This is a genomic window from Paenibacillus sp. PsM32 (assembly GCF_030433815.1).
Classification (GTDB): domain Bacteria; phylum Bacillota; class Bacilli; order Paenibacillales; family Paenibacillaceae; genus Saccharibacillus; species Saccharibacillus kyungheensis.
Map to the genome: position 1 here is coordinate 1 of NZ_JARUWY010000033.1, position 3,411 is coordinate 3,411.

3 protein-coding genes and 3 tRNA genes are annotated in these 3,411 nt (G+C 38.5%); all 6 read left to right on the forward strand.

Annotated elements, in window-relative coordinates; translation table 11 throughout:
* The first annotated feature begins 73 nt into the window (after window positions 1-73).
* Window positions 74-150, forward strand: a tRNA-Arg gene (locus QCD85_RS23590).
* Window positions 151-165: 15 nt separating this feature from the next.
* Window positions 166-245 (forward strand) — tRNA-Leu (locus QCD85_RS23595).
* 10 nt (window positions 246-255) lie between these two features.
* Window positions 256-329, forward strand: a tRNA-Pro gene (locus QCD85_RS23600).
* Between the two features lie 494 nt (window positions 330-823).
* Window positions 824-1,327: a crossover junction endodeoxyribonuclease RuvC gene (gene ruvC / locus QCD85_RS23605; protein ID WP_204822960.1), complete on the forward strand. Its 504-nt coding sequence runs from the start codon at window positions 824-826 to the stop codon at window positions 1,325-1,327.
* On the forward strand, window positions 1,324-1,938 hold the full coding sequence (gene ruvA, locus QCD85_RS23610; RefSeq protein WP_273613364.1) for a Holliday junction branch migration protein RuvA: 615 nt from the start codon (window positions 1,324-1,326) through the stop codon (window positions 1,936-1,938). The genes ruvC and ruvA overlap by 4 nt, the downstream gene beginning before the upstream one ends.
* A gap of 285 nt (window positions 1,939-2,223) precedes the next feature.
* Window positions 2,224-3,243, forward strand: coding sequence for a Holliday junction branch migration DNA helicase RuvB (ruvB, locus tag QCD85_RS23615; protein ID WP_069329815.1), 1,020 nt, complete (start codon window positions 2,224-2,226; stop codon window positions 3,241-3,243).
* Window positions 3,244-3,411 lie beyond the last annotated feature (168 nt).

The following is a 3,411-nucleotide window of genomic DNA, read 5'->3' on the forward strand; positions in this document are numbered from 1 at the left end:
GCATCGCCTTGCCAAGGCGAGGGTCGTGGGTTCGATTCCCATCGTCCGCTCCAATATTTTCTAAATTTTATATGCGCCCTTAGCTCAGCTGGATAGAGCGTTTGACTACGAATCAAAAGGCCAGGAGTTCGAATCTCTTAGGGCGCGCCATTTTTATCTTGATTGGCCGGTGTGGCGGAATTGGCAGACGCGCGCGACTCAAAATCGTGAGGGAAACCGTGGGGGTTCGAGTCCCTTCACCGGCATATTATTTATCGGGACGTAGCTCAGCTTGGTAGAGCACCTGGTTTGGGTCCAGGGGGTCGCATGTTCAAATCGTGTCGTCCCGATACTAAAAAACCATTGATCGTAATGATCAATGGTTTTTTTATGTTCATTTATATTCGTTTTAATTTGCTTATGATAAATAGTTATAAGAATAATACAAAGATTGCTATAGCATCTACTGTATCGCCTTACATCTACTGATATAGATGAATTATACGTACATATTTATAGTTATGATTTTAATAAGAATAACTTAATCTAGCTTTGAAATGGAATAGATTTTATTGAAATGAAATTTTGTTATTTTATTAACTCAAGTGGATTTATATTTGCTATAATGAAATGAAAGAGATACATATGTTCGCCTATTTGGCTTTACTTGAATATATGATTAAGATGATGAGTAGTAGCAATTCTTACAATAAATCACTCTCTATCATCAGGAAAAACTCATTTTATTTATTTGGAAAACAGAATATATGTATTCATTATGATTACTATTTTATTTATAAAAAGAGTATTAATATTTATGTAATAGAACAAGGGAGAGATCGATTTGCGTGTAATGGGAATTGACCCCGGAATTGCGATTGTTGGTTTTGGGTTTATAGATAAAAATGGAAGCAAGTTGACTCCTGTTCAATACGGTTGTATTCAGACAGAAGCTCATACACCTGATGAAGATAGATTATTGCATGTATATGAAGGTACTGTACAATTAATTGAGAAGTATCAACCAGATACGGTTGCTTTTGAAAAACTATTTTTCAACCGTAACGTAACTAATGCGATGTCTGTGAGTCAGGCGCGTGGCGTGATGATCTTAGCAGCTAAACAAAAGGGTTTGCCTATTGCAGAATATACACCAATGCAAGTAAAACAAGCTGTTGTAGGGTATGGTAAAGCTGAAAAAAGGCAAGTTCAAGAAATGATTCGAATGTTTCTAAATTTGCAAAAAATTCCGAAACCTGATGATGTCGCTGATGCATTAGCTGTGGCTGTATGTCATGCTCATTCTTATGTGCTAAATTCGAAGATAAATGAGGTATTGAAAAAATGATTGATTTTTTGCGCGGGCCGATAGTGCATTTAGAAAATGAATATGTGGTTGTAGATATGCAAGGAATCGGGTATCGCGTATTTTGCCCTAACCCTTATGCATGGATGAAAGAAACAGGTGAAGTTACGATTTATATTCATCATCATGTACGTGAAGATGCAATTCAATTATTTGGATTCCCTACACGTGATGAACAGAAATTATTTCGCAAATTGATTGAAGTATCTGGTATTGGTCCACGTGTAGCTCTTGGTATTCTAAGTGGTGGTAGCCCTGAAGGTGTTGTTACTGCTATTTATCAAGAAAATATTACGTTTTTGACCAAACTGCCTGGGATCGGTAAAAAGACTGCACAACGTATGATTCTGGATTTGAAAGATAAATTGGGTGGTATTGGTGATTCTATTATTGCTACAGGATTATTTGCTCCACCAACGACTAGTACTGCTTCTGGAGAAGTATGGCCTGAAGTACGTGATGGATTGAAAGCTCTGGGGTATACGGATACCGAATTGGATCGAATCTGGCAAACGTTGAAACACGAAGTATTCCCTGACGATACAGCCGATGATGTTATGAAGAGAGCATTAAAAATGTTGTATACTGGCTAACGTCATTACTATGCTAAATACATCGGAATAATAGAAATTCGTTCTATTTTGGTATATTTGGGAACAAAGCTAATGAAGGTGAAAGCTTAGTTCTATTTCGCACATATGATGAATAGTATAGTAATTGAGATCAATGGATACTATTTTAAAAAACGGCAATCTATGAACTTATCTTGTGCTAAATATTTATATTAGAATAGCTATGGTATATTTAAAGATAGTGGTAATGAAATTTTAAAAAGATTTAAAAAGACAGGTAGAACAGATGAAGGGGAGCGAATAAAGATGACGGATGACCGCATCATATCTGCTAACTTGATGATGGAAGACCAAGCGGTGGAACTGAGTCTACGTCCCCGTTACCTTTCAGAATATATCGGGCAAACTCGGATTAAAGAAAATATGAAAATTTATATTGAAGCTGCTAAGTTGAGAGGCGAGGCGTTGGATCATGTTCTTTTATATGGCCCCCCAGGGTTAGGTAAAACTACACTTGCTAACATTATTGCCAATGAGCTTGGTGTCAACTTAAGAACAACTTCAGGGCCTGCTATCGAGCGTCCTGGTGATCTAGCGGCTTTGCTGACTAATCTGCAAGATGGGGATGTATTGTTTATTGATGAGATTCATCGATTACATCGGTCTGTAGAAGAAGTCTTGTATCCGGCTATGGAAGATTCGGCGCTTGATATTATGATTGGTAAAGGACCTAGTGCTCGTTCAGTACGTTTGGACTTGCCACCATTTACATTGATTGGTGCAACAACACGTGCAGGTTTGTTATCTGCTCCTTTGCGTGATCGATTTGGAGTTGTGAGTCGGCTGGAATTATATACAGTCGATGAACTTTCCTTTATTGTAAGTCGGGGATCAGAGATACTTGGTATTGATATTGTAGGCGATGCAGCAGACGAGATTGCACTTCGTGGTAGAGGAACACCGCGTATTGCTAACCGGTTGCTTAAACGTGTACGGGATTATGCACAGGTACGTGGTGATGGAATTATCACACCTGAGATTGCAGACGAAGCATTGGATATGTTACAAGTCGATCCGCGAGGATTGGATCAGATTGATCATAAAGTACTGCAAGCGATGATTCATAATTTCCGCGGTGGTCCTGTAGGGTTGGATACTATCGCTGCCACTATCGGTGAAGAAGGTCAAACGATTGAAGATGTATATGAACCATATCTGCTTCAGTTAGGATTCCTACAACGTACTCCACGAGGACGTATTGTTACGCCTATGGCTTATGATTATTTGGGGATACCTATGCCCGATCATTTGAATGGAAAAGCATAAAATTGAACGAATCGAAAAGGCTGGTTATTTGTAGAGAGCAAGATGCTATAAATAACCAGCCTTTTTTTGCGATCAAAGAAGTTGCTTACTGTTCAGCTATCCGTATAATTTTGGAGTGTTGAGTGTTGAGTGTTGAGTGTTGAGTGTTGAGTGTTGAGTGTTGAGTGT

What these genes read in the sequence shown, in the direction of transcription:
- ruvA (WP_273613364.1), top strand. Translation starts at nt 1,324, where the DNA reads ATGATTGATTTTTTGCGCGGGCCGATAGTGCATTTAGAAAATGAATAT.
- ruvB (WP_069329815.1), top strand. Translation starts at nt 2,224, where the DNA reads ATGACGGATGACCGCATCATATCTGCTAACTTGATGATGGAAGACCAA.